The organism is Aeromicrobium panaciterrae (assembly GCF_039537165.1).
GTDB classification, from domain to species: Bacteria; Actinomycetota; Actinomycetes; order Propionibacteriales; family Nocardioidaceae; genus Aeromicrobium; species Aeromicrobium panaciterrae.
Window position 1 is genome coordinate 289033 of record NZ_BAAAZZ010000002.1, and the last position, 24200, is coordinate 313232.

31 protein-coding genes are annotated in these 24200 nt (G+C 67.6%); 20 read left to right on the plus strand and 11 right to left on the minus strand.

Features of this window, described 5'->3' with window-relative positions; translation table 11 throughout:
* Positions 1–34 precede the first annotated feature (34 nt).
* The 4 genes from rsrA to ABD683_RS01875 form a co-directional block, all read right to left on the minus strand.
* Positions 35–298 (minus strand): mycothiol system anti-sigma-R factor, encoded by a 264-nt coding sequence (rsrA, locus tag ABD683_RS01860; protein WP_344766798.1) that lies wholly within the window; start codon positions 296–298, stop codon positions 35–37.
* Positions 295–924, minus strand: coding sequence for a sigma-70 family RNA polymerase sigma factor (locus tag ABD683_RS01865; RefSeq protein WP_344766800.1), 630 nt, complete (start codon positions 922–924; stop codon positions 295–297). The genes rsrA and ABD683_RS01865 overlap by 4 nt, the downstream gene beginning before the upstream one ends.
* A 109-nt stretch (positions 925–1033) precedes the next feature.
* On the minus strand, positions 1034–1771 hold the full coding sequence (locus ABD683_RS01870) for an SOS response-associated peptidase (protein ID WP_344766802.1): 738 nt from the start codon (positions 1769–1771) through the stop codon (positions 1034–1036).
* Between the two features lie 29 nt (positions 1772–1800).
* Positions 1801–2454, minus strand: coding sequence for a hypothetical protein (locus ABD683_RS01875; protein ID WP_344766804.1), 654 nt, complete (start codon positions 2452–2454; stop codon positions 1801–1803).
* Between the two features lie 136 nt (positions 2455–2590).
* On the opposite strand from ABD683_RS01875, the gene ABD683_RS01880 reads away from it, so the two are divergent.
* From ABD683_RS01880 to ABD683_RS01940, 13 genes are all read left to right on the plus strand, one after another.
* Positions 2591–4201: a sigma-70 family RNA polymerase sigma factor gene (locus ABD683_RS01880; protein ID WP_344771557.1), complete on the plus strand. Its 1611-nt coding sequence runs from the start codon at positions 2591–2593 to the stop codon at positions 4199–4201.
* A gap of 32 nt (positions 4202–4233) precedes the next feature.
* Positions 4234–4719, plus strand: a complete 486-nt coding sequence (locus tag ABD683_RS01885; protein WP_344766806.1) for a DoxX family protein — start codon at positions 4234–4236, stop codon at positions 4717–4719.
* 28 nt (positions 4720–4747) lie between these two features.
* Positions 4748–6028: a 3-phosphoshikimate 1-carboxyvinyltransferase gene (gene aroA / locus ABD683_RS01890; protein WP_344766808.1), complete on the plus strand. Its 1281-nt coding sequence runs from the start codon at positions 4748–4750 to the stop codon at positions 6026–6028.
* Positions 6029–6116: 88 nt separating this feature from the next.
* Complete coding sequence (gene rsgA / locus ABD683_RS01895) at positions 6117–7106, plus strand: ribosome small subunit-dependent GTPase A (protein ID WP_344766810.1); 990 nt, start codon at positions 6117–6119, stop codon at positions 7104–7106.
* Between the two features lie 51 nt (positions 7107–7157).
* Positions 7158–8081 (plus strand): inositol monophosphatase family protein, encoded by a 924-nt coding sequence (locus ABD683_RS01900; protein ID WP_344766812.1) that lies wholly within the window; start codon positions 7158–7160, stop codon positions 8079–8081.
* A gap of 68 nt (positions 8082–8149) precedes the next feature.
* Positions 8150–8581 carry a CBS domain-containing protein gene (locus ABD683_RS01905; protein WP_344766814.1) on the plus strand — a complete coding sequence of 144 codons (432 nt, stop codon included), beginning with the start codon at positions 8150–8152 and terminating at the stop codon, positions 8579–8581.
* A gap of 47 nt (positions 8582–8628) precedes the next feature.
* The gene (locus ABD683_RS01910; RefSeq protein WP_344766816.1) at positions 8629–8919 is read left to right on the plus strand and encodes a hypothetical protein; all 291 of its coding nucleotides are present in this window, start codon (positions 8629–8631) and stop codon (positions 8917–8919) included.
* Entirely contained in the window at positions 8909–9319 is a 411-nt protein-coding gene (arfB, locus tag ABD683_RS01915; RefSeq protein WP_344766818.1) for an alternative ribosome rescue aminoacyl-tRNA hydrolase ArfB, read from the plus strand. The genes ABD683_RS01910 and arfB overlap by 11 nt, the downstream gene beginning before the upstream one ends.
* Before the next feature lie 57 nt (positions 9320–9376).
* Complete coding sequence (ykgO, locus tag ABD683_RS01920) at positions 9377–9499, plus strand: type B 50S ribosomal protein L36 (protein WP_344766820.1); 123 nt, start codon at positions 9377–9379, stop codon at positions 9497–9499.
* A 10-nt stretch (positions 9500–9509) separates the two neighbouring features.
* Positions 9510–9929 (plus strand): hypothetical protein, encoded by a 420-nt coding sequence (locus tag ABD683_RS01925; protein WP_344766822.1) that lies wholly within the window; start codon positions 9510–9512, stop codon positions 9927–9929.
* Between the two features lie 91 nt (positions 9930–10020).
* Positions 10021–10398: a hypothetical protein gene (locus tag ABD683_RS01930; RefSeq protein ID WP_344766824.1), complete on the plus strand. Its 378-nt coding sequence runs from the start codon at positions 10021–10023 to the stop codon at positions 10396–10398.
* 39 nt (positions 10399–10437) lie between these two features.
* Positions 10438–10593 carry a hypothetical protein gene (locus ABD683_RS01935; RefSeq protein WP_344766825.1) on the plus strand — a complete coding sequence of 52 codons (156 nt, stop codon included), beginning with the start codon at positions 10438–10440 and terminating at the stop codon, positions 10591–10593.
* Positions 10594–10683: 90 nt separating this feature from the next.
* Positions 10684–13047, plus strand: a complete 2364-nt coding sequence (locus tag ABD683_RS01940) for an ATP-binding cassette domain-containing protein (protein WP_344766826.1) — start codon at positions 10684–10686, stop codon at positions 13045–13047.
* Between the two features lie 4 nt (positions 13048–13051).
* Here ABD683_RS01940 and ABD683_RS01945 read toward each other — a convergent pair whose 3' ends face one another.
* The 3 genes from ABD683_RS01945 to ABD683_RS01955 are packed head-to-tail and all read right to left on the minus strand — an operon-like array spanning position 13052 to position 14309.
* Positions 13052–13510: an SRPBCC family protein gene (locus ABD683_RS01945; RefSeq protein WP_344766828.1), complete on the minus strand. Its 459-nt coding sequence runs from the start codon at positions 13508–13510 to the stop codon at positions 13052–13054.
* Positions 13511–13536: 26 nt separating this feature from the next.
* The gene (locus tag ABD683_RS01950) at positions 13537–13851 is read right to left on the minus strand and encodes an ArsR/SmtB family transcription factor (RefSeq protein WP_344766830.1); all 315 of its coding nucleotides are present in this window, start codon (positions 13849–13851) and stop codon (positions 13537–13539) included.
* The gene (locus ABD683_RS01955; RefSeq protein WP_344766832.1) at positions 13851–14309 is read right to left on the minus strand and encodes an SRPBCC family protein; all 459 of its coding nucleotides are present in this window, start codon (positions 14307–14309) and stop codon (positions 13851–13853) included. Before ABD683_RS01955 ends, ABD683_RS01950 begins: the two co-directional genes overlap by 1 nt.
* A 123-nt stretch (positions 14310–14432) precedes the next feature.
* Between ABD683_RS01955 and ABD683_RS01960 the strand changes: the two genes are divergently transcribed.
* The 3 genes from ABD683_RS01960 to ABD683_RS01970 are packed head-to-tail and all read left to right on the plus strand — an operon-like array spanning position 14433 to position 16465.
* The gene (locus ABD683_RS01960; protein WP_344766834.1) at positions 14433–15140 is read left to right on the plus strand and encodes a histidine phosphatase family protein; all 708 of its coding nucleotides are present in this window, start codon (positions 14433–14435) and stop codon (positions 15138–15140) included.
* 9 nt (positions 15141–15149) lie between these two features.
* The gene (locus ABD683_RS01965; protein WP_344766836.1) at positions 15150–15710 is read left to right on the plus strand and encodes a DUF3090 domain-containing protein; all 561 of its coding nucleotides are present in this window, start codon (positions 15150–15152) and stop codon (positions 15708–15710) included.
* Positions 15707–16465 carry an SCO1664 family protein gene (locus ABD683_RS01970; protein ID WP_344766838.1) on the plus strand — a complete coding sequence of 253 codons (759 nt, stop codon included), beginning with the start codon at positions 15707–15709 and terminating at the stop codon, positions 16463–16465. Before ABD683_RS01965 ends, ABD683_RS01970 begins: the two co-directional genes overlap by 4 nt.
* A 3-nt stretch (positions 16466–16468) precedes the next feature.
* On the opposite strand, the gene ABD683_RS01975 is transcribed toward ABD683_RS01970, so the two are convergent.
* On the minus strand, positions 16469–18445 hold the full coding sequence (locus ABD683_RS01975; protein WP_344766839.1) for an acetoacetate--CoA ligase: 1977 nt from the start codon (positions 18443–18445) through the stop codon (positions 16469–16471).
* Positions 18446–18533: 88 nt separating this feature from the next.
* Here ABD683_RS01975 and ABD683_RS01980 point away from each other — a divergent pair, with 88 nt between their 5' ends.
* The 4 genes from ABD683_RS01980 to ABD683_RS01995 all read left to right on the plus strand — a co-directional run bounded on the left by ABD683_RS01980 (position 18534) and on the right by ABD683_RS01995 (position 22020).
* A complete protein-coding gene (locus ABD683_RS01980) occupies positions 18534–19754 on the plus strand; it encodes a cytochrome P450 (RefSeq protein ID WP_344766841.1) in 1221 nt (406 codons plus the stop codon).
* Positions 19751–20311 (plus strand): TetR/AcrR family transcriptional regulator, encoded by a 561-nt coding sequence (locus ABD683_RS01985; protein ID WP_344766843.1) that lies wholly within the window; start codon positions 19751–19753, stop codon positions 20309–20311. Before ABD683_RS01980 ends, ABD683_RS01985 begins: the two co-directional genes overlap by 4 nt.
* Positions 20308–20661, plus strand: coding sequence for a DUF8021 domain-containing protein (locus ABD683_RS01990; protein WP_344766844.1), 354 nt, complete (start codon positions 20308–20310; stop codon positions 20659–20661). Before ABD683_RS01985 ends, ABD683_RS01990 begins: the two co-directional genes overlap by 4 nt.
* Positions 20662–20895: 234 nt before the next feature.
* A complete protein-coding gene (locus ABD683_RS01995; protein WP_344766846.1) occupies positions 20896–22020 on the plus strand; it encodes an HNH endonuclease signature motif containing protein in 1125 nt (374 codons plus the stop codon).
* A gap of 29 nt (positions 22021–22049) precedes the next feature.
* Here the strand turns inward: ABD683_RS01995 and ABD683_RS02000 are convergent, their stop codons facing one another.
* The 3 genes from ABD683_RS02000 to ABD683_RS02010 all read right to left on the minus strand — a co-directional run bounded on the left by ABD683_RS02000 (position 22050) and on the right by ABD683_RS02010 (position 24193).
* Positions 22050–22565: a hypothetical protein gene (locus ABD683_RS02000; protein WP_344766848.1), complete on the minus strand. Its 516-nt coding sequence runs from the start codon at positions 22563–22565 to the stop codon at positions 22050–22052.
* 84 nt (positions 22566–22649) lie between these two features.
* Positions 22650–23021 carry a DoxX family protein gene (locus ABD683_RS02005; RefSeq protein ID WP_344766850.1) on the minus strand — a complete coding sequence of 124 codons (372 nt, stop codon included), beginning with the start codon at positions 23019–23021 and terminating at the stop codon, positions 22650–22652.
* Positions 23018–24193, minus strand: coding sequence for an oxidoreductase (locus ABD683_RS02010; RefSeq protein ID WP_344766852.1), 1176 nt, complete (start codon positions 24191–24193; stop codon positions 23018–23020). Before ABD683_RS02010 ends, ABD683_RS02005 begins: the two co-directional genes overlap by 4 nt.
* Between the last annotated feature and the right edge of the window lie 7 nt (positions 24194–24200).

The following is a 24200-nucleotide window of genomic DNA, read 5'->3' on the forward strand; positions in this document are numbered from 1 at the left end:
CCCGTCCATCGGACGGGGATTTCTTGATTGAGGGTCAGCTCGACGTGTCCTCGGTGACCTGCACCGTGCGGATCGAGACCAGCACCTTCTGCCGGAGCACCTCGGGGGCGACCTCAGAGCATGATCGCGAGACAAGCGACTTCACGACCCGCTCGAGCTCGTACTCACCGAGACACGGTGTGCACTCGTCGATGTGGCTCTGGATCTCGGCGCAGCTGGCGTTGTCGATCTCGTGATCGATGAAGAGATAAAGGTTTTCGAGGGCCTTCTCGCAGTCCGGCCCGTCGCACTCGTTCATTTGGTGTCACCTCCACCCGTGACGGCCATGCCGCGATCGCGGGCGTAGTCGCTGAGCATGTCGCGAAGCAGACGACGACCACGGTGCAGACGGCTCATGACCGTGCCGATCGGTGTCTCCATGATGTCGGCGATCTCCTTGTAAGGGAATCCCTCGACGTCGGCGAGGTAGACCGCCATGCGGAAGTCCTCGGGAAGGGCCTGCAGGGCGTCCTTGACGTCGCTGTCGGGGAGGTGCTCCAGCGCCTCCATCTCGGCGGACTTGAGCCCGCTCGATCCGTGGGACTCCGCCCGGGCGATCTGCCAGTCCTCGATCTCGTCCGTGACCTGCTGCGGCTGGCGCTGCTTCTTGCGGTAGGAGTTGATGTAGGTGTTGGTCAGGATGCGGTAGAGCCACGCCTTGAGGTTGGTGCCCGGCGTGAACTGGTGGAACGCCGTGAACGCCTTGGCGAACGTCTCCTGGACGAGGTCTTCGGCGTCGTGCGGGCTGCGCGTCATGCGCAGCGCGGCGGAGTAGAGCTGGTCGAGGAAGGGCAGCGCGTCAGCCTCGAAGCGAGCCTGCCGCTGCTCCGGGGTCTCTGTGCTGCGCGGATCGGCGTCAGCGGGGCTTGCGGGAGTGACTGTCATTGCATCCCAGCCTACTCCGGGGGTCGGACGCTCGCGCAGTGGCGTGATGGTCGCCACGCTGCGTTCGGCACATGTCTGCATGCCAGTTGAAACGTCCACGTGGCAGTGCCTATTCCGACAGCGGACCTTCCGGAGGCAGCGGGACGATCAGCTCGGGTCCGTTGTTCTTGACGTTGTTGACCTCCGTCGACACGGGGAACGCGTCGAGGCGGCCGGGCGCAGCGGGTGTGAGGAGCTCCATCAGCTGCCCCGTCGGGTGGGGCGCCGGGTCGAGCCAGGCGTCATAGCCGTCGGGCTCGACGAACAGCGGCATGCGGTCGTGCACGTGTCCGAGCTCGTCCTCGGCGGTCGTCGTGATGATCGTGTAGCTGATCACCCACTCGTCGTCGTCCCGGTTCTTCCAGAACTCGTAGAGGCCCGCCATCGCCAGCACGGAACCGTCCTTGGGGGTGATGTAGAAAGGCTGCTTCGGAGCCTTCCTGCCGTCGACGGGCTCGCGGGCGTACCACTCGAAGTAGCCGTCAGCGGGGATCAGCGCCCGGCGCTTGCCGAAGGCCTTCTTGAACGCCGGCTTCTCGGCGAGCGTCTCCGAGCGCGCGTTGATCATGCGGTTGCCGATCGACTCGTCCTTGGCCCAGCTCGGGATCAGCCCCCACTTGGCGGTGATCAGCTCTCGCAGCGGGCGGTCGGCGCTGGACTCGGGTGCGCGGCCGATGAGGATCGGCGCCAACTTGGTCGGCGCCATGTTGTAATCGGCCTCCAGCTCGACGAACGAGTTGGCCAGGTCGATCTCGAACGCCGCGTTGAGGGATGCCGAGGTCTGGGTCGTCGCGTAGCGGCCGCACATGCTTCAAGCGTGCCACGCCGTACTGACATTCAGCCCGTCAGACCCGCGAGCATCGCCGTGACTCCCGCGGCGGAGCCCGGCAGGTGCTCGACCCACAGGCGTACCTGCGCCTCGTCTCCCAGCACCTGCTCGAGCATCAACGCCAACAACCTCACCGTCACCGCATCAGTGCGCTCGATCCCGGCGAGGGCGCAGAAGCGACGAGGCGACAGCTGCGCGATGGTCTCGTCTCCCACGTAGACCATCCGCATCGCCTCGGCGACCTCGAGGGATCGCAGCTCCTGCTCCAGCTCGTTGCCGTGGTCGAGATGAGGCAGCTCGACCACCACCAGCGCATACTCGTCCGCCGCTCGTACGCCGTCCCGCTCGGCCCCCCGATAGACATCGCCGAGCCGGGAGCGCACATGCGGAACCGTCGACAGCGCCGTCAACGGGTGCTCGCACGACGCATCCACCTGGTGCACGAGAGCCTCCTCGACCCATGCCAGTGCTGCAGCACGGACCGTCGCGAACGGCGGCTCCCCGGGGGCGTGTGCGCGCTCCACGTGGTCCATGACCTCGTGGAGCGGCACGCCCATCTGCGCTGCACGCGCTCCCACCCCGCGTGCAACGACAGCGATGTCCGAGCGACCGTCGCGGACGGCATGCTCCAGAGGCACGAAGCTCATACCCGAGTTGAACACCGTGCCTCCTTCCGCTCGTTCAGACACCCATGAGACGACCCGCCCGGCGAACCATGACGCCGTTTGCCACGAATGTTTCGTGACCGGGGAAGTTCTCCCTCGTTGTCATTTCCGGAGGTCACTCGTCGTGTCAGAGATGCTCAGCACCACAGCGGAGTCATCCGACGCCGACCTGATCGCAGCCGTGCGCGGAGGCGACACCGAGGCGTACGGTCTGCTCTTCGAGCGCCACCGTCAGGCAGCGACGCGCCTTGCTGGCCATCTGGTACCCGGTCCCGATGCGGACGACCTCGTCTCGGAGTCGTTCGCACGCGTCCTCGCCGTGCTGCAGGACGGCAAGGGTCCCGACGAGTTCTTCCGCGCCTACCTCCTGAGCGCGATTCGCCGCCTGCACCTCGATCGCATCCGTGGCACCAAGCGCGTCAGGACCACGGGCGACGAGTCGGAGCTCGACCGTGCCGTCGAGTTCGTCGACCCGACGACGATGCAGTTCGAGCACGGCGCCGCAGCCGCCGCGTTCGCGTCGCTGCCCGAGCGCTGGCAGCTCGTCCTCTGGCACCTCGACGTCGAGGGGCAAAAGCCCGCTGCGATCGCGCCGCTGCTCGGCATGAGCGCCAACAGCGTGTCGGCCCTGGCATATCGCGCCCGCGAGGGGCTGCGCCAGGCCTACCTCCAAGGCCACCTCGCGCCGACGCTGCACGAGGGCTGCCGCAGGACCACGGGCCAGCTCGGGGCCTACGTACGCAAGGGTCTCTCCAACCGCGACGTGCATGCCGTCGAGGCACATCTCGACGATTGCAGCCGCTGCACCGGCCTCTACCTCGAGCTGTCCGAGGTCAACTCCAATCTCTCCGGCATCCTCGGTCCAGCAGTACTCGGCACCGCGGCAACCGGCTATCTCGCCGCTGCGAGTGCCGCCGCCGGCATCGGCACGGCCGTCGGCATCACCGGTGCTGCGTCCCAGGTCGCGCGCGTCGTGGCGCTGCCCGTCAAGGCCGTCACGGCCGGCGCCGCCGGAGTGGCGGGTGCCGGAGCCCAGGGCGTGGTGGCGGTGACCGTCGTCGCCGGCCTGGCCACGGCGGGCACTGTCGCCGTGGCAACAGACTTCGGGGGCGTGACCGACTCGACGCGACCCGCCGCCGTCAGCCCGCAGACCTCACCCGTCCCGGTGACGCCGACCGAGACGCCCGGACTCACCGGGCTCGAGCCCGGTCTCGAGCCGACCGTCGAGCCGACGCCCGAGCCGACCGTCGTGCCCACGCCCGAGCCGACCGAGACCGCCGTGACCGAGGTCCAGCCGACGGTGTCCGGGCCCTCACCCGATCCCGAGGTCACCGAGCAACCACCTCCGCCACCCCCGCCCCCCGCTCCCACGGACTACGGCATCGGAGCCGTCGCCATCACCAGCGATGACACGCTGCTCCAGCACCGCTACACGATCGGCATCACGGCAGCCACCGACGGTCCCGCCAAGGCGCGCGCCGTGACGGTGACGATGGCATTCCGTTACAGCACGGTGTTTCGCGGCGTCGTCAGCGAAGGCTGGAGCTGCGGCAGCGCCGTACGCAACCGTCGCCTCACGACACTGACCTGCACCAAGACCCTGGGCGCGGGCGAGGGCGCGACCTTCATCGCGAAGGCACTCGGACTGGCCCAGTCCGGGACCGTGACGGTCACCGAGGCCGACGACCCCAACCCGGCCAACAACTCCCAGCCGTTCCGCGCCGGGCTGTGGCTTCCGCTCTGAATATGTTGTGACCGGTCGGGTATGAATGGGACATGACCCTCCTGCGTATCGCTGCCCGCCCCATGCTCGCGTCGATGTTCGTCTACGGCGGAGCCATGGCGCTCAAGGATCCCGGCCCTCGCGCAGCCAAGGCGCAACCGGTCGCTGACGCGATCAAGCGCCTCGCCCCGGATCTGCCGGTCAACGGGTCCAACCTGACCCGCTTCAGCGGCGGCGTGCAGCTCATCGCCGGCACGGCACTGGCCACCGGTCGGCTGCAGCGGCTCTCGGCACTGGTTCTCGCTGCCACGATGCCACCCACGACGTACGTCGGTCACCCCTACTGGAACGAGACCGATCCGGCCGTCAGGGCCAACCAACGCATCCACTTCTTCAAGAACATCTCGATGATCGGCGGACTGCTGATGGCCACGCTCGATCCCGATCCGCACAAGAAGTTCATCGCCCGGCGCGCCAAGGACAAGGTCGTCGGGACCGCATCGTCCGTCGCCGACCACATCCCCTCGGTGCACCGCTAGCGCTCTGCCCGCCGATAGGCTGGGGGTGATGAACGCACCCCTGCCCTGGCTCGCGCCCTACCGCGCCACGCCTGTCGTCGGCGAGGTCCTGGTGCCCGGCTCGAAGTCGCAGACCAATCGCGCGCTGATCCTCGCCGCCCTGGGCGACGGCCCGTCCCGGCTCACACGCCCGCTCAAGTCGCGCGACACGATGCTGATGGCCGACGCCCTGACGGCGCTCGGTGCCACGATCGATCGCGACGGCATCATCTGGACCATCACCCCTGCCGGTCTCGACCACACCGGCACGGTGTCGATCGACTGCGGCCTCGCCGGCACGGTGATGCGCTTCGTGCCAGCCGTTGCCGCCCTCACCAGCGCCGACGTCACGTTCGACGGCGACGAGCACGCCCGCGTACGGCCCATGTCGACCACGATCTCCGCGCTCCGCGACCTGGGTGTGACGATCGAGGACGGCGGCCGCGGCGCGCTGCCGTTCGTCGTGCAGGGATCCGGGCGGGTTGCCGGGGGCTCCCTCGAGATCGACGCCTCGTCCTCGAGCCAGTTCGTGTCGGCTCTGCTGCTCTCGGGTGCGCGGTTCGACAAGGGGCTCGAGCTCCGGCACGTCGGTGCGGCCCTGCCATCGATGCCGCACATCGAGATGACCGTCAACGAGCTCCGCAAGCGTGGAGTCGAGGTCGACGACAGCCGGCCCAACCGGTGGACCGTGTCCCCCGGCCCGATCGCCGCGCTCAATGACGAGATAGAGCCCGACCTGTCCAACGCCGGAGTGTTCATCGCCGGTGCGCTCGTCACGGGTGGCAGCATCCGCATCCGCAACTGGCCCGAGCAGACCGACCAGGCCGGCGATGCCTGGCGCTCGATCGTCGAGGCCTTCGGCGCGACCGCCGTACGCGACGGCGCTGATCTGGTGTTCGCCGCCGACGGACCCCTGCGCGGGGTCGAGCTCGACCTGCACGACGTCGGCGAGCTGACCCCGGTCGTGGCGGCGATGGCGGCGCTCGCACAGGGCCCGTCCCGGCTCACCGGCGTCGCACATCTGCGCGGTCACGAGACCGATCGACTCGCCGCGCTCGTGACCGAGATCAACCGGCTCGGCGGAGACGCCGAGGAGCTCGAGGACGGCATCGCCGTACGACCCCGCCCCCTGCACGCCGAGACCTTCCGGACGTACGACGACCACCGCATGGCCCACGCCGCCGTCGTGCTCGGACTCCGGGTCGAGGGCCTGCTGGTCGAGAACGTGGTCACGACCGTCAAGACCTATCCCAACTTCGCTCCGGTCTGGGAAAGGCTCATGACGCCGTGAGCGAGCGAACCATGGGCACAGGTGCAACGGCGGCACGACCGCACGTGGACCACCGCCTCGCGATCTCCGACCCTGCGGTCGTGACGCCGTGAGCCCCAGGGAGCGCGATGACGAGCACACCCCGTTCGAGCGACCCAAACGCCGGACGAAGCCTCGTACGAAGGACCGCCCCAACTACGACGACGCCGCTGTCGCGCGTGTCGTGACAATCGACCGCGGCCGCTACACCGTCACGCTCGACGGCCACACGATCACCGCGATGAAGTCGCGCAACCTGGGCCGCAAGGGCGTCGTGGTCGGCGACGAGGCACGGGTGGTCGGCGACATCAGCGGCGACGAGGGCTCGCTGGCACGCATCGTCGAGGTGCTCCCCCGCCGTACCGTGCTCCGTCGCTCCGCAGACGACGATGACCCGATCGAACGCATCATCGTCGCCAACGCCGACCAGCTCGTCATCGTCGCCGCGCTCGCCGATCCGCCGCCGCGCGCCGGCCTGATCGATCGCTGCCTGGTTGCCGCATTCGATGCCGGCATGGAGCCGCTGGTCTGCCTGACCAAGGCTGACCTCGGCCCGCCCGACGAAATCCTCGCCCTGTTCGAACCACTCGGCGTACGGGTGGTCGTGACGCAGCAGGGCGGTGACCTCGATGCCGTGCGAGACGTGCTGCGCGACCGCACGAGCGTCCTGGTCGGCCACTCCGGCGTCGGGAAGTCGACCCTGGTCAACGCCCTGGTCCCCGACGCCCATCGATCGGTCAGCTACGTCAACGCCGTGACCGGGAGAGGTCGGCATACCTCGACCTCGGCGATCTCGTTGGAGCTGCCATTCGGCGGATGGATCATCGACACCCCCGGCATTCGCTCCTTCGGTCTGGCGCACGTCGAGATCGACCAGCTGATCAAGGCGTTCCCGGATCTGCAGGATGCGGCCCGCGACTGTCCGCGGGGATGTCTGCACTCGGCAGCTGAGCCCGAATGCGCGCTCGACATCGCCGTTGGCAGCGGTGCCATCCCGGCTGAACGCCTCGTCTCGTTCCGGCGCATTCTGGCGAGCATGAGCTCGAAGGACGACTACTGACCTTGCGCGGCCTCCGGCAATTCCCCGCGAGAAAGCCGTACCCTGATGGCCATGGCTCACTCGTACAACGACGACCTGCGCCTCGCCCACGTACTCGCCGACAACGCTGACAACTTGTCGATGGATCGGTTCGGCTCGATCGACCTCCAGGTCTCGACCAAGCCCGACATGACGTACGTGACCGAGTCCGACGAAGCCGTCGAGGCGACGATCCGTCGCACCCTCAAGTCCGCCCGCACGCGCGACATCGTGCTCGGCGAGGAGCAGGGCGAGGAGGAAGGCACATCCGGTCCCGGCGGACGCCGCTGGATCATCGACCCGATCGACGGCACCGCCAACTTCGTCCGCGGCGTGCCCGTGTGGGCGACGCTGATCGCGCTGGAGGAGGACGGCGAGATCGTCGCGGGCTGCGTCTCGGCACCCGCCCTCGGCCGACGCTGGTGGGCGAGCAAGGGCACCGGCGCCTACACCGGCAAGTCGTTGATGTCGTCGCGCGAGATCCGGGTCTCGCGGGTCACCGAGCTCGAGAACGCGTCGCTGTCGTACGCGTCCCTCGGCGGCTGGGACGCGATCGGCAAGGCCGAGGCATTCGCCGCCCTGCTGCGTCGCTGCTGGCGCACCCGCGCGTACGGCGACTTCTTCTCCTACATGCTGCTTGCCGAGGGTGCGGTCGACATCGCCGCCGAGCCGGAGCTCAAGGTGTGGGACATGGCAGCGCTCGACATCATCGTGCGTGAGGCCGGCGGCACCTTCACCAGCCTCGCCGGCCAGCCCGGCCCGTGGGGCGACAACGCGCTGGCGACCAACTCGCGTCTGCACGATGCCGCGATGGCGTACGTCGGTCACTTTCCTGATCCGGCTCCGCGCGAGATGTCTCCCGCGGAGCCGTCGTGGGAGGTCGAGCCAACCCCGGCCGCCCCCGACAACGTACGGAGCTTCGACTTCACCCGCGAGCCCAGCGAGGACTTGCCGTAGCTCCGGAGTCCTCGCCGCCGCGCCCCCTCGGCGTTACAGTGCCTGAACGACGACATGAGGAGATCCGTATGCGCGTGAGCGACGTTCTGGCGTCCAAGGGAAGCGATGCCATCTTCACGATCCGCCCCGAGGCCTCGATCCGAGAGCTGCTCGACGCGCTGGCCGAGCGCAATGTCGGCGCCATGGTCGTCAGCGATGACGGTGAGTCGATGATCGGGATCGTGTCGGAGCGTGATGTGGTCCGCAAGCTCCGCGACGTCGACAACGCCCGTGACGTGACGGTCGCCAGCATCATGACCACCGACGTGCAGGTCGCCGCTCCGGACGACTCGTTCCGCTCGCTCATGGAGGCGATGACCGAGCATCGCGTACGCCACATCCCGGTGCTCGACGACGGGCGGCTGGTCGGCGTGCTGAGCATCGGTGACGCCGTCAAGCACCGCATGGAGCAGCTGGAGTTCGAGCGCGACCAGCTCAACAAGTACGTCTCCGGCGGCTGAACGACGACCGGCGCAGACCAGACCGCGACTGGTGCAGATTCGGGGAAATGAGACGGAGCGTCTCCCGGATCCGCACCACTCGCGGTCCTGTTCGCGCCACCGAGGAAGGAACCTCGTACGTCGAGGACAACCGCGAGCAGCTCGGCACCCTGTGGGAGGCCGCCGCAGGCGACCCGACCGACGAGATGCGCGAGTTCGCCGGCAGCCTCAAGGGCATGATCGGCGCCTGGAAGCAGGTCGCGCAGGCCGGCAACGCCACCCAGCGCGAGCAGGCCACCAAGGTCATGGATGACGCCCGAAAGGCCATGTACCGCATACTTGCGGACGATGAGTCATAACGGACGACTGTCCCTGCCCGAGAGCGAGATGACCTGGCGGTTCTCTCGCTCTTCGGGCGCCGGCGGCCAGCACGTCAACACGACCGACACCCGCGTCGAGCTGATCTGGTCGCTGACCGACACCACCGCGCTCTCCCCCGCCCAGAAGGAGCTCGCCTCGCAGAGGCTGAGCAACCGGCTGGTCGGCGGGACGATCACGGTGGTGTCGTCGCAGTACCGCTCGCAGCACCGCAACCGCGAGGCGGCCCGCGTACGGCTCGAGGACCTCGTGTCCCACGCCATCATCCCGCCGAAACCTCGCCGTGCCACCAAGCCGAGCCGCGCTTCGAAAGAACGCCGACTCGACTCCAAGAAGAAGCGCAGCGTCGTCAAGCAGGGCCGCTCCGGGTCGTGGGAATAGCCGCCACCTGACAATCGTTCTCATGTATGCGTGATTCACACGCACGGAAGGACGATCATGAAGGTCCGCAACTCGCTCCGCTCGCTCAAGAACCAGCCCGGCTCGCAGGTGGTACGCCGCCACGGCCGCACGTTCGTGATCAACAAGAACAACCCCCGCGTGAAGGCCCGCCAGGGCTAATCTCGCCAGCATGAGCGTTCGAGCTGTCCGGATCATGCTGGTCATCGCGATCGTCATCGACGTCGCCTACTGGTCGGTCTGGTTCACCCAACGCTCGTGGGTCGAGAGCGACACGACGCAGGCGTACGTCGCGTTCGAGAACGCGTTCCCGCTCGCTGACGCCTGGCTCGGAGTCACCTGCGTGCTCGCGTTCATCGCCCTCGGCCGACGCTCTCCCACCGCGCTGCTGTGGCTGATCGCCGCCGACTCCGCCGGCATGTACCTGTTCTGCATGGACGTGTTGTACGACCTGCAGAACGGGATCTACGGCAAGGGTTCCGGAGGCGTCATCGAGGCCGGGATCAACCTGATCACGCTGGCGTTCTCGCTCGCCGCGCTGCGCTGGGCGTGGGCTCGGCGTGACGAGCTCCTCACCCGTACCGCCTCGTAGTCGATTTCCTGTACGACGGGATGGCCGGTTAATCTTGGGGGACGCTGCTGGCCCACTCCCATCTGCCGAGGCGTATGAGGAGCTCTTTCCCGTGTCCAAGAAGCCGTTGCCCCGGATTGTCACCGGTGCCGTGATCACGACGATTGCGGTCGCCGCGCTGCTGACGTTCACCCGGGGCGAGACCCCTGCGACCGACACCGCCTCGGCGTCGCTCCCCAGCGTGAGCGGCACGAACGAGCCGGTCGTCGAAGGTGCGACACCCGAGCCCAGCTCGTCCCCCTCCGCCGACACCGCCGAGCGCGAGGCCAGCTCAAGGCCCACGACCACGGCCAGCAAGCCCGTCCGCACGCCCACCTCGGCGCCGCCCAAGCCGCGGCCGTCGAAGCCGGATCCGACTCAAGCGCCGTCACCGAGCCCGTCGCCCTCTCCCAACAACTGCGGACTGCTCATCCTTCTCGGCTGCAAGTAGACGAGGTTGATCCTGGTCGGTGACGGGTACTCCCCCTTCATGACCGAGACCCCGAGCGAGCCTGACGTACCCGACCCCCTCGAGCCGCCCTCGCGGCCCACGGCGCCCGATCTGCCCGATCCGGCGTTCCCCGAGGTGCTGCCCGGAGGCGACGACGCGCCGGACCAGCCCGCCTCGCCGGACGACCCGAGCTGAGCGCCTGAGCCGGTCAGTTCTGGAGAAGCCCGGCGTCGGTGCCCGTCGATAGGGTGAGCGTGACGAGCCACCACGACCGACGGAGAACCGATGAGCAGGACCACCGGCCACGTAGCTGACACGCACGACCTGATCCGGGTGGTGGGGGCACGCGAAAACAACCTCAAGGACGTCAGCGTCGAGCTGCCCAAGCGACGCCTGACGGTTTTCACCGGGGTCTCCGGATCCGGCAAGAGCTCGCTGGTGTTCGCCACGATCGCCGCCGAGTCGCAGCGCATGATCAACGAGACCTACAGCGCGTTCGTGCAGGGTTTCATGCCGTCGATGCCTCGGCCCGACGTCGACGTCCTCGACGGGCTCACCACCGCGATCATCGTCGACCAGGAGCGGATGGGATCCGACCCCCGCTCGACGGTCGGTACGGCGACCGACGTCAACGCGATGCTGCGTCGTCTCTTCAGCCGGCTCGGCGAGCCCCACATCGGCGGGCCCCAGGCGTTCTCGTTCAACGTCGCCTCGGCCAGCGGCCAGGGCGCCAAGACCACGACCAAGGACGGTCGCCAGGTCAAGGAGCTCGCCTCGTTCAGCATCACCGGAGGCATGTGCCTGCGCTGCGAGGGCCGCGGCGCAGTCAACGACTTCGACCTGACGGCGCTCTACGACGACACCAAGAGCATCAACGACGGTGCGCTCACGGTGCCGGGCTGGAGCATGGACGGCTGGCAGGGTCGCATCCTGCGCGGTGTCGGGCTGTTCGACTGCGACAAGCCGATCTCGAAGTTCACCAAGAAGGAGCTCGACGGCCTGCTCTACCAGGACGCCATGAAGATCAAGGTCGAGGGCATCAACCTCACCTACATGGGCATCATCCCGCAGATCCGCAAGTCGTTCCTGTCCAAGGACGTCGACGCGATGCAGCCGCACATCCGGGCCTTCGTCGAGCGGGCGATCACCTTCACGACCTGCCCGGAGTGCGAAGGCACCCGCCTGAGCGAGGAAGCACGCTCGTCCACGATCAACGGCAAGAGCATCGCCGACCTGTGCGCGATCCAGATCAGCGACCTCGCGGCATGGATCCGTGACCTGCACGACCCGGGAGCCGCGCCGCTCCTCACGGCGCTCACCGAGACGCTCGACTCGTTCGTCGAGATCGGTCTCGGCTACCTCTCACTCGATCGCCCCTCGGGAACCCTGTCGGGAGGTGAGGCTCAGCGCACCAAGATGATCCGCCACCTCGGCTCGGCACTGACCGACATCACGTACGTCTTCGACGAGCCGACGATCGGCCTGCACCCGCACGACATCCAGCGCATGAACGAGCTGTTGCTGCAGCTGCGCGACAAGGGCAACACGGTCCTGGTCGTCGAGCACAAGCCCGAGGCCATTGCGATCGCCGATCACGTCGTCGACCTCGGTCCGCGCGCAGGCACGGCGGGCGGCGAGATCGTCTTCGAGGGCACCGTCGAGGAGCTCCGCAAGAGCGACACGCTGACGGGCCAGCATCTCGACGACCGGGCCAGGCTCAAGGAGTCCGTCCGTACGTCGACCGGCGCCCTGGAGATCCGTGGCGCCGGCACCCACAACCTCAAGGACGTCGACGTCGACATCCCCCTCGGCGTGCTGGTCGTGGTCACCGGCGTCGCCGGCTCGGGCAAGAGCTCGCTGATCCACGGCTCTGTCGCCGGCCGTGACGGCGTGGTCGCGATCGACCAGGGCGCCATCAAGGGATCGCGCCGCAGCAACCCGGCGACCTACACCGGACTGCTCGAGCCGATCCGCAAGGCGTTCGCCAAGGAGAACGGCGTGAAGCCCGCGCTGTTCAGTGCCAACTCCGAGGGCGCCTGTGTCACCTGCAAGGGAGCCGGTGTCATCTACGCCGACCTCGGCATCATGGCGGGCGTCTCGACCCCGTGCGAGGACTGTGAGGGCAAGCGCTTCGCTCCGGCCGTGCTCGACTACACGTTCGGCGGCAAGAACATCAGCGAGGTCCTCGCGATGCCGGTCGCCGAGGCCACCGAGTTCTTCGGCTCCGATGATGCCAAGATCCCGGCGGCCCACAAGATCCTCCAACGCCTCGATGACGTCGGCCTCGGCTACGTCAGCCTCGGCCAGCCGCTGACGACGCTGTCAGGTGGCGAGCGTCAGCGTCTCAAGCTGGCGACCAACATGGGCAGCGAGGGCGGCGTCTACATCCTCGACGAGCCGACGACCGGCCTGCACCTCGCCGACGTCGAGCACCTGCTCGGCCTGCTCGACCGGCTGGTCGACTCCGGCAAGTCGGTCATCGTCATCGAGCACCATCAGGCCGTGATGGCGCACGCCGACTGGATCATCGACATCGGCCCGGGCGCCGGACACGACGGTGGCACGGTGGTGTTCGAAGGCACCCCCGCCGACCTGGTCGCCGACAGCACGACGTTGACCGGCCAGCACCTTGCCGACTACGTCGGCTAGGCGATCAGAAGGGATCGGGCAGGGCGACGCCGTCGGTGACGAGGCTGCGCAGGCTGCCGTTGACGTAGTGCATCCAGGCCACGGAGCAGGCACCGAAGCACTCAACGTCCGGCATCAGGCCGACGTGGGTGAATCTCAGCTCGGTTCCGCCCGGTACGGCCACGATGTCGAAGATGATCTCGCTGCCGGTCCACTCGGCGGGCTCGGAGATGAACGACAAGTGGCTGTCGGTCACCTGCCACACCACTCGGCGCGCCGGTTCGAGCTCGACCACGCGCTGCCGGCTGTAGTGCTGGGCGCCGTGCCGGTAGCTGAACTCCGCACCGACCTCATCCGCGCTGCCCTCGACCTCACCGGTCCACCAGGTGCCGACGTCGAGGATCGCGGCGTACACCTCGTGGGGTGACTGCTGCACCGTGAATGCCGTCGAGTAGCCGCGGCTGGTCGTGTCTGTTGTCGTCATGGATCTGTCCTTGTCGTGTCGGACGGTCAGCTCTCGGCGAGCTTCTTGAGGGCGGCCAGTCGGGTGTCCCAGGCAGCGGCGAGCTCGGCCATGCGTCTCGCTGTCGCCTCGAGCCGCTCGGCGCGCGGTGAGTAGAGCACTTCGCGCCCCACCTTGCGCGATCCGACCAGGCCGACGCGATCGAGCACCTGGAGGTGCTTGAGCACTGCCGGCCGGCTGACCGGCAGGTCGCGGGCGATGACCGTGGCGGAGCCCTCACCGCGCTCGGCGAGCGAGGTGAGGACCTGCCAGCGGGTCGCGTCGCCGAGGGCGCTGAACACCTCGGTGTCGGTGGCGAGCATCAGGCCGCGACACCTGCGGCGTGCGCCTGCAGGTGGCCGAGCTCCACCGGCCAGCCGCCACTGTGGTCGGCGTGCATCTCAACCCGCTCGTTCTCGGGCAGCGCGAGCGATCCGAAGCCGCTCTCGACGACGCGTACGTGAGTCGTGTCGCCCTCGCTCGTCAACGAGAACTCGACCAGCGTGGAGTTCTGCTCCGTCAGGTCGGCGCCGGCCGGCGTGTCGAGCTGGTGCCAGCGGAAGGCGAATCGGCTGGTCGGCTCGACGGCATCCACCGTCCCGACCAGCGTGTGGTCACCCTCCTGCCAGTGGACCTGCAGGGCGCCGCCCGGGCGCAGGTCGATCTCGGCGCCGGCGTCGCCGAACCACGTGCCGAGGTGCTCGGCCTGGGTGATCAGCGACCAGACGCGCTCGATGGGCGCCTCGATGGCGACTTCGCGTTCGATGATGTTGGTGTCCATGGGTCCTCCGAAGGTCTTTATGTGTAACCCAGACCTTACACATACATCCCGCCGATGTGCAACCCTTTGGTTTCACATCGCGGCGCCGCCCACCGGCGCCCAGCGCACCAATAGGCTCACTGCATGGCAACGGTGATCCTGGTACGGCACGGACGTACGACCGCCAACGCGAGTGGCGTGCTGGCAGGCCGCACGCCCGGCGTGCTGCTCGACGACGTGGGGCACGAACAGGTGGCACGGACCGGTGAACGACTCGGTGTCGTCCCGCTCGCCGGCATCGTGACGAGCCCGCTCGAGCGGTGCCGCGAGACGTCCAGGGCGATTGCCATGCACCAGGCCGGCAAGCCCAGGACCGTGAGCGACAAGGCCATCACCGAGTGCGACTACGGCGACTGGCAGGGCCGCTCGCTCAAGGACCTCGCCAAGGAGGACCTCTGGTCCGTGGTGCAGAACCATCCGTCGGCCGCGGCCTTCCCGGGCGGCGAGTCGATGGCGATGATGCAGTCCCGCGCGGTCGCCGCGATACGCAAGCACGACGCGACGTACGAGGCTGAGCACGGGCCCGGAGCCGTCTGGGCCGCCGTGAGCCACGGTGACATCATCAAGGCGATCCTCGCCGACGCGCTCGGCATGCACCTCGACCTGTTCCAGCGCATCAACGTCGACCCGGCCTCCGTGTCGATCATCCGCTACACCTCGGCGCGCCCGTACGTCGTCGCCAGCAACACCCACGCCGGCGACCTGTCGTGGCTGCGCGCCACACCCGCCGAGGACGACGCCCCGGTCGGTGGCGGAGCGGGTCACGCAGCAGACGTTGACGCCGACTCATAGGCTGAGAACATGGCACCCATCGTCCACGGATTCGACTGGCCCGACCGTCTGGTCATCGGCACGGTCGGCCAGCCCGGTGAACGGACGTTCTACATCCAGGCCCGCGCCGGCAAGCAGCTCGTCAGCGTCTCGATGGAGAAGCAGCAGTCTGCTGCTCTCGCCGAACGGATCGAGGAGATCCTCGACGAGCTGATGGCCGAGGACGGCAACCCGTTCAGCGTTCCCGCACTGACTCCCGAAGGCCTGGTCGACAACGATCCGCTCGAGCAACCCGTCGAGGACCAGTTCCGCGCCGGCGCGCTGGGGCTGGGCTGGGACCCGACGACCGCGCAGCTGGTCATCGAGGCCTTTCCGATCATCGAGGTCGATGCCGAGGAGCTCGAGGTGATCGACCTGGAGGAGATCGAGCCGGAGGAGGTCCTCGTGATCCGCATCCCGGTCGGCACCGCGCGGGCGTTCGCCAAGCGCACCCGCGAGGTCGTCGGCGCGGGTCGTCCGCTCTGCCCGCTGTGCAGCCTGCCGATGGACGATGACGACCACATCTGTGAGCTGCCCGAAGGGTTCCGGTGACCGACCTCGTCACCGACGAGCTGGTCCTCACGAGCCGGATCATGCCGGCCTCGAACGCCACCTTCGTCGGTCACATCGGCGACACCCAGATCGTCTACAAGCCGGTTGCGGGCGAACGCCCGCTGTGGGACTTCCCCGACGGCAACCTCGCGAGGCGAGAGGCCGCGGCGTACGTCGTGTCCGAGGCGTTCGGGTGGGACATCGTCCCCCGCACGTGGCTGCGTGAGGGCCCGATGGGCGTGGGCATGGTCCAGCTTTGGCGGGACGTCGACCAGACGCAGAATGCCGTCGACCTCGTCCCCGCCGATGCCATGCGGGACGGGTGGCACCACGTCCTGGACGGGCTCGACGTGCACGACAAGCCGGTCTCGCTGATCCACGAGGACTCCCCCGCGCTGCGGCGGATGGCGGTGTTCGACATCGTCGTCAACAACGCCGACCGCAAGGGCGGCCACGTGCTGGAGATGATCGACGGGCATCGGCACGGCATCGACCACGGGCTCACGTTCCACGCCGACCACAAGCTGCGCACCGTGCTGTGGGGCTGGATCGACGACTCGCTCGACGCCGACGAGCTGGCGGGGGTCGAACGCGTACGCACTGCCCTCGACGCAGAGCTCGGCAGCGAGCTCGCCGAGCTGATCACGGCTGACGAGCTCGCCGCGCTCAGCGCACGGTGCGACCGGCTGCTCACGGCGCAGACGTTCCCCGCACCGTCCGGCGACATGCCAGCCGTCCCGTGGCCGCCGTTCTGACCGTCAGCGGCTCTGCGCGAAGTCGATGATCCACTCGAGCGCCGGGAGGTCATCCACCGCGCCCTTGCTCAGCACCTTGTCGGGGTCGCCACCGAGCAGCAGACGCTTGACCGGGACCTCGAGCTTCTTGCCCGTACGGGTGTGGGGCAGCGCCGGGGCGATGATGATCTCGTCGGGGACGTGGCGGGGCGAGGTCTGCGTACGGATGCGGGTCTTGATGCGGTCAGCCAGCCCATCGAGCTCGCAGTCCTCCGCCGGCACGACGAACATCGGCATCCAGTAGCCGCCGTCCGGCTGCTCGACGCCGACCACGAGCGAGTCGTGCACGTCGGGGAGCGACTCTGCTGCGGCATAGATCTCGGCGCTGCCGAGCCGGATGCCCTGGCGGTTGAGCGTCGAGTCGGAGCGGCCGTGGATGATGACGGTGCCGCGTTCCGTGACCGTGATCGAGTCGCCGTGGCGCCACACACCCGGGAACGTCTCGAAGTAGGCACCTTCGTACGCCACCCGTTCGGGATCGTTCCAGAACATCACGGGCATCGACGGCATCGGCCGGGTGATCACCATCTCGCCCGCCGTGCCGGGCGCCACCCGCCGGCCGTCGTCGTCCCACACCTCGAGGGACACCCCGAGCGCGATCGCGCTGATCTCGCCGTCGTACACGGGGGTTGTCGGCGCACTGGCCACGAAGATTCCGACGATGTCGGTGCCGCCACTCAGCGACGCCACCTGGACCTTCGGGCTGACGTGCTCGCGGATCCACCGGTTGCCGGTGGGAGGCAGGACGGACCCGGTGATGCCGATGACGCGCATCCGCGACAGGTCGAGGTCCTTGCCCGGCTCGACGCCCTCGCGCTCGCACAGCTGCAGGTAGCCGGGGCTGGTGCCGAACGCCGTGACCCCGAGCTCGGCTGCGACATGCCAGAGCGCATCCGTCGTCGGGATCGCGGGGCTGCCGTCGTACAGCACGATCGTCGCTCCGAGGAGCAGGCCACCGATCTGGGCGTTCCACATCATCCAGTTGGGTGAGGTGAACCAGAAGTAGACATCACCTTCGCGCAGTCCGACGTGGAACCCGTTGAGCACGAGCTGTTCGAGGAGCGCGCCGCCGTGACCGTGCACGATCCCCTTGGGCTTGCCGGTCGTGCCGGAGCTGAAGAGCACCCACAGCGGATGGTCGAACGGCACGGGTACGGGGGCCCATGAGTCGGTGCCGGAGATGAGCTCGGCCCAGGTCGACGCGCCCGGCATGTCCGGCTCGAGTCCGCAGGTCGGCACCGTGATGACGTGGCTGACCGACGGGAGAAGCGCTCGCAGGGCGGCGGCTTCTTCACGACGGTCGACCACCTGTCCCTTGAACGTGTATGCCGTGCCGACGACGAGCACGGTCGGCTCGAGCTGGGCAAGGCGGTCGGCAGCCGCAGGCGCGGCGTAGTCCATGGCGGTCTGCGCCCAGGTGGCCCCGACCGAGGCTGTGGCCAGGAACGCGATGACGCCCTCGATGCTGCTGGGGAGGTACGCGGCAACCCGTTGCCCGGGCCCGACTCCCAGTGCAGCAAGTCCCGCGGCAGCGACTCCCACCTGGCGGCGCAGCTCGCCGAACGTGATGGAGTCACGCGAGCCGTCATCGCGTACGAGATGGATCGCGACGGCGTCATCCGCACCACCGCGCAGGAACTGGTCCGCGATGTTGAGGGTGGCGCCGGGAAACCACACGGCACCGGGCATCGAGTCGTCCGCCAGCGCTGTTGTCGGTGGCGTCGTGAACGCGACGTCGAAGAACGCCGCAACAGCTCCCCAGAACTCGCCGGGATGTGCGCCCGACCACGACTGGAGCTCGCGGAAGTCGGTCGTGTCCAGGAACGCCGCAGTGCCCGAGGACTCGAGCCACCGGGCAAACTCCACCACCCGGGCCTGCTCGATGGCGTCCTTCGACGGCTTCCACGACGGAGAGGGTGCAGGGGAGATCGCGTCTGGCATGTATGCAGACTAGAAGACGCCGATCGTCGATCGGTTCACCTGTCGACCCGTGTTTGACAAACCGCCAGGTCTGTAACACTCTCAGGACATGACGCAGATACTGTCCCACGAGCCTGTCTACGTGCCGCGTTCTGCCGAGACGTGGCGTGAGCCGTGGCCGATGTACGCAGCGCTCCGCGATCACGACCCCGTGCACCATGTCGTGCCCGAGCGTGCGCCCGACAACGACTACTGGGTGCTGACGCGGCACGCGCAGGTGCACGAGGCGGCCCGCGACTTCACCACGTTCTCGTCCGCGAACGGCCTCACGATCGAGTACGACGAGCTCGAGAAGACCGGCATGGCCGACAACCCACCGATGGTGATGCAGGACCCGCCGACCCACACCGAGTTCCGCCGCCTGGTCTCTCGCGGTTTCACCCCACGCCAGGTCGAGGCGGTCGAGCCGGCCGTGCGGGAGTTCGTACGCGAGCGCCTGCAGCGACTCGCCGACGCCGGTGAGGGCGACATCGTCGAAGAGCTGTTCAAGCCGCTGCCGAGCATGGTCGTGGCGCACTACCTCGGCGTCCCCGAGGAGGACCGCGGTCAGTTCGACGTCTGGACGGACGCGATCTTCGAGGCTTCCGCAGGCCAGGGATTCGCCGCCGGCGGCGAGGCCATCGCCGACCTGATGGCCTACTTCACCGACCTCATCGCCCGGCGTCGCGTCGAGCCGGGCGACGACACGATCTCGCACCTCGTCTCCGCCGGCATGGGTGCCGAAGGTGACGACGCCGGGCTGTTGTCGATCCTCGGCTTCGCGTTCACCATGGTGGCCGGCGGCAACGACACGACGACCGGCATGCTCGGCGGCGCCGTCCAGCTGCTCACCCAGAACCCCCGCCAACGTGCACTCCTCCTGGAGGACCGCACCCGGATCCCCGACAGCGTCGACGAGTTCCTGCGCCTGACCTCACCCGTGCAGGCGCTGGCCCGTACGACCACCACCGAGGTCGACCTGGCCGACACGGTCATCCCCGCCGGGCGCAAGGTCCTGCTGCTGTACGGCGCGGCCAACCGCGACGAACGCATGTACGGCCCCGACGCCGCCGAGCTGGACGTCCTGCGCCGGCCCCAGCAGATCATGACGTTCTCGCACGGCGCGCATCACTGTCTGGGCGCCGCCGCGGCACGCATGCAGGCGCGTGTCGCGCTCGAGGAGCTGCTGGCGCGGTGCCCGACGTTCGAGGTCGACGTCGATGCCGTGACCTGGGCACCCGGCAGCTACGTACGGCGACCAACCTCCGTACCGTTCCGGAGCGCCTCATGACGTGGCTCCGGGAGCAACGCTCCACACTCGCCGCCGAGAACATCCTCGACGCCGCGACCCAACTGTTCGTCGATCGCGGAGTGAGCGCGGTCGGCATGGGCGACGTGGCCAGGGCGGCCGGCTGCTCGCGCCAGACGCTCTACCGCTACTTCGACAGTCGCCAGGACCTCCACCTCGCGTTCGCACACCGCGAGGCAGTACGGCTGGTCTCGCTCGTCTCCCAGGAGGTGACCTCGATCAGCGATCCCGGCGAGCGCCTGGTCGCCACGATCGTGGCACTGCTGCGTGAGGTGCGCTCGGCCGACCACCTCGCAGCGTGGTTCCGCGACGGCGAGTCGTCCCTCACCGCCAAGATCGCGAACTCTTCGCCCATGATCGAGTCGCTGGCACTCTCGTTCTTCGCCGGACCGCCGAGCGAGCGCGCGATCCAGCTGACCCGTTGGTGCATCCGCGTCACGATGTCGCTGCTGATCACGCCGGGTGCCGACGTCGAGGACGAGCGGCGATCGCTCCAGCTCTTCGTCGCACCACTGGTCAAGGCGGGTGCCGTCGCGTGACCGCGACCGACGAGGAGCGCATCGCCGTCGCTGACTCCTACCTGCAGGCACTGCTCTCCCGCGACGGCGCATCCGTGCCGTTCCATCCGAAGGCGACGCGCAAGGAGGGCGGCGTGCGTACCGGCTTCTCCGGCGCTCATCTGACTCGAAGCCTGACGTCAGGGCCGCAGTACAGGCTGGTCAAGGCCATCCACGACAAGGAGTGGTCCGTCGATGGCGACAACGTGGTCGTGGAGTTCCTGCTCGACGTCAAGACATTCCGCAAACCACTGCGGATCCACGAGACGTTCCTGATCCCCGCCGACGACCCACGCATCCGCCGAATCGACGTGACGTTCAAACGCCGCTAGTGGGCGCCGGCCATCCTGGCAGTCGAGTAGCAAGGCCGTCCGCGGCCGAAGGGTCGAGACCTCGCGACCGGAGATGCTCAAGAGAGCATCAAAGAGCGCAAAGAAGATGGGAGTGGGCCCGGTTTCGGCCGGATTCTTCTGTCTTCGAAATCCACATCTCGATGCGTGTTTTTCGCTGTCCACAGAGGGATTTTCGCCAGCCTTTCTGTCGGTGGTTTCGTCTAGATTTGTCGTATGAGCACAGCAACCGACACCGGGCAGGCGATCCTCGACAGGATCGCCGCACGTCAGGTTGTCCGGGCTCAGTTGGAGGCCCAAGATGCGGCCGACATGCTTGCGTTCCAAGATCTCCGTCGGGTTGAAGCCGAACGCCACGCTGACCCGCGGGTGCGTGAGATGGAGACCAGCTTCGCCGCCGACGAGATCAGTGTCATCACTCACGAACCACCCCGCACCGTCCAGATGCGTCTCGCTGACGCGCGCCGGGTGCGCAACAAACTGCCCCAGACCTGGGCCGCATTCTGCGAGGGCCGCATCGACGCCTTCCGGATCCGGCTGATCGCCTCAGCAACCGCCAAGGTGACGACCATCGAGAACCACATCCATCTCGACGCGATCATCGGCGACTACGCCGCCACCCACACCACCGCACAGCTCAAAGCCAAGCTCAACCGGTTCATCGCCCGCTGGGAGACATCGGATGCAGCGGTGGAGGAAGAACGATCCAAGCGATCGGTATGGGTCAACCACCAGGACGACGGCATGTCGTTCCTGACTGCCTACGTCCCCACACCGGATGCCTTGTTCATCGACGCACTGCTCACCGAACGAGCCAAGGCCATCTCCGACGACCGTACCCTCGACCAGCGCCGTGCCGACCTGCTCATCGAGCAAATGCGCGGCACCACCGACGGCCACACCACCAGCTCGCGTGCGGTCATCGGGATCACCGTCCCCGTCACCTCACTCGCCGGACTCGACAACCTCCCCGGTGAATCGTTCGACGGGACGTTCGCGCTGCCCGCGCAGATGGTCCGCGACATGACCGCCGAGCCGGGCACCCTGTGGTTCCGGATCCTCACCGACCCAACCGGCAAGATCCTCGACACCACCGAACCCCGCCCCTTCCCATCCGACGCACTCCGCACCACCATCCAAGCCAGAGACGGCACCTGCCGATTCCCCACCTGCACCAGACCAGCCATGGAATCAGACCTCGACCACCAGATCCCCAGACCACACGGCCCAACAAACGGCCACAACCTCCGCGCACTCTGCCGTAGACACCACAACATCAAAACCATGCAAATCGCCGAACCCACCAACTACAAAATGCGCGACGGCCGCGACGCCAGCTAGAGGGAAGAGAACGTGGCTCGCCTACGCCACTAGTGATTGGAGGCGATAGCCGAAATCAGCGCCCGCTCCGCCGAGCTCGCCGTGCTGTAGTCCCAGAGCATTATTGGACGAGAAGCGACTCGTCCTGTGTCGTTGAAGAACGTGACTCTCGGAAAGAGTCCGTCGCCGATACTCAAAGGCGTCACCAAATCCATCCAATCTGGTGGGGATTCCAGGCGCACGGCACGTATGTCCGACAGCTCCCATGAAGCGACGACCTTGCGGCCCACACGTACCTGGAATTTGCCTGCACTGACCACATACTTTGTCCTGCCGGCAGCCCAAAGCCAGTAGGGCACAGTGATTAGGATCAGAACGCCGCCGAGAAACACCGCGAGGAGTAGGAAATCCCCAATCGCTTCTCTGGCGGACTCCGCAAGATCGAGACTTGTGAAGACTGCGCAACCGCTCAACGCGGCTCCGAAGGCCATGTAGAGGACAATCGGCCTCCACACGACGCTCGGATTGGCGCGCAGCTCGAACGCGCTCGGTTCTTCGGTTGCCACGCGACCATTGTCCCAGCGTTCGGAGCAACGAGGCGGTGCATTAGGAGTTCTTCGGCTTGGCAGCGAATTCCTCACTGCACAGCGCTAGAACGCATTCGGGCCGAACCGGCAGATCGCCACGACCAGCGCCAACGCGACCACAACGACGTTGAGCGTCAGCTCAGGCCACTCCCGCTTGCGAGCGTGGAAGACTGCAGCCAGCGCCATCAGCAGGGCCAGGCCCGACGCGGCGAGCGGAGTCAACCACGGTGCGACGTCGAGCGCCGCCGGCAGGATCAGGCCCACCGCTGCAGCAAGCTCTGCCACGCCCACGAAGCGCACGACGGGGGTCGAGAAGTCCTTGACCCACGGCATGATCTCCTCGAGCTTGGCGTGAGTCTGGGTCAGCTTGAGGGTTCCCGCCACCAGGAACATCGCAGCCAGCAGGCCCTGCAAGATCCACAAGAACGTGTTCACACCGCGTCCTCCAAGACGGTGCAGCGCGTGCCGCTGTAGATCGTGGGCATGCACTGGTTGCAATGGATGCAGACACCCTTGGTGGTCTCGCCGGCCTGCATGCGGTTGACCAGGTCGGGCTCTCGGAGCAGCGCCCGGCCCATCGCCACGAACTCGAAGCCCTCCACCATCGCCCGGTCCATCGTCGACTTGTCGTTGATGCCACCCAGCATGATCAGCGGCATCGTGAGTCCCGCCCGGAACTGCAACGCCTTCTCGCGGAGGAACGCCTCCTCGAACGGATAGGCCTTGAAGAAGCTCTTGCCCATCGGCGTCTTGAGCCCGAGCCGTACGAATGCCGGCATGGTGGCGGCGAACTCCTTGAGCGGTACGTCGCCGCGGAACAGGTACATCGGGTTGAGCAGCGAGCTGCCGGCGCTCAGCTCGAGCGCGTCGAGATGACCGTCGGCCTCCAGCATCTGCGCGAACTCCAGCGTCTCCGGCATCGAGAATCCCCCTCGCGCACCTTCGGTCATGCCGATCTTGGCGGTGACGGCCACCGCGTCGCCGACCTCCTCGCGCACGACCCGTGCGACGTCGCGCGCGAACTTCGCCCGGTTGTCCAGCGACCCGCCCCAGCCGTCCTTGCGACGGTTCTGGCCCTTGGCGAGGAACGAGCTCAGCAGGTAGCCGTGCGCCATGTGGATCTCGAGCACGTCGAAACCGGTGTCGGCCATGATGCGAGCCGTACGTACGTAGTCCTTCGTCACCCGCACGATGTCGGCAGCCGTGGCGGACTTGATCATCTGCATGCTCAGCGGTGACGGCATCCGCGACGCAGCAAGTGCGTGCACGCCGTTCGACCGGCCGTTCGCGACAGGACCGGCATGGCCGAGCTGGCCGGCGATCTTGGCCCCCGTCTCATGAATCGCGTCCGTCAGCCGCTGCAGCCCGGGCGCCGACCTGTCGTTGACGACAATGACTTCCTTCTGCGTACGCCCTTCAGGCGCAACGGCGAGGTATGCCACCGTGGTCAGGCCGACACCACCGCGGGCCGGAGCAAGGTGATAGTCGATCAGCTCGTCCGTGACGAGGCTGTCGGGCGTACGTCCCTCGAACGTCGCCGCCTTGACCGTACGGTTGCGTAGCTGGACCGGGCCGAGCATCGCGGGCTCGAAGACATTGTTGACCATGGGCTGA